General features: G+C 51.0%; 1 rRNA gene. It reads left to right on the forward strand.

From position 1 onward, the window contains the following. Window positions 1–54: 54 nt before the first annotated feature. Window positions 55–706: ribosomal RNA gene (locus LJE09_RS17295) — 23S ribosomal RNA — on the forward strand; the annotation flags it as partial.

Genomic DNA, 706 nt, shown 5'->3' on the forward strand with positions numbered 1-706 from the left:
AAAACAATGAGAATCAAACGACCGCATCACCTACGCTAGGGTGATGAAGCGAAAGGTCAAGCAATAAGGGCACAGGGCGGATGCCTTGGCACTAAGAGCCGATGAAAGACGTGATAAGCTGCGATAAGCTTCGGGGAGGAGCAAATATCCCGTGATCCGGAGATGTCTGAATGGGGAAACCCACATGAGCAAACCTCATGTATCCATACGCCAATCCATAACGTATGGAAGGGAACCCGGGGAACTGAAACATCTAAGTACCCGGAGGAAAAGAAAGAAAACTCGATTCCGTAAGTAGCGGCGAGCGAACGCGGAGGAGCCTAAACCGGAATGCGTGCATTCCGGGGTTACGGACTGCATTTAAGATTCTTTGAAGCTAACAGAACGGTTTTGGGAAAGCCGGCCGGAGAGGGTGAAAGCCCCGTACGTGAAAGCTGATGAGACTGAGCAGGATCCAGAGTACCACGAGACACGTGGAACCTTGTGGGAAATCAGGGGGACCACCCCCTAAGGCTAAATACTACTTAGTGACCGATAGCGCATAGTACTGTGAAGGAAAGGTGAAAAGGACCCCGGGAGGGGAGTGAAAGAGAACCTGAAACCCTGTGTCTACAAGCTGTGGAAGCACTTTATATGTGCGACCGCGTACTTTTTGTAGAACGGTCCGGCGAGTTACGCTTACTGGCAAGGTTAAGCACTTCAGGTG

Source organism: Blautia sp. DFI.3.45 (assembly GCF_020593505.1).
Classification (GTDB): Bacteria; Bacillota; Clostridia; order Lachnospirales; family Lachnospiraceae; genus Blautia_A; species Blautia_A wexlerae.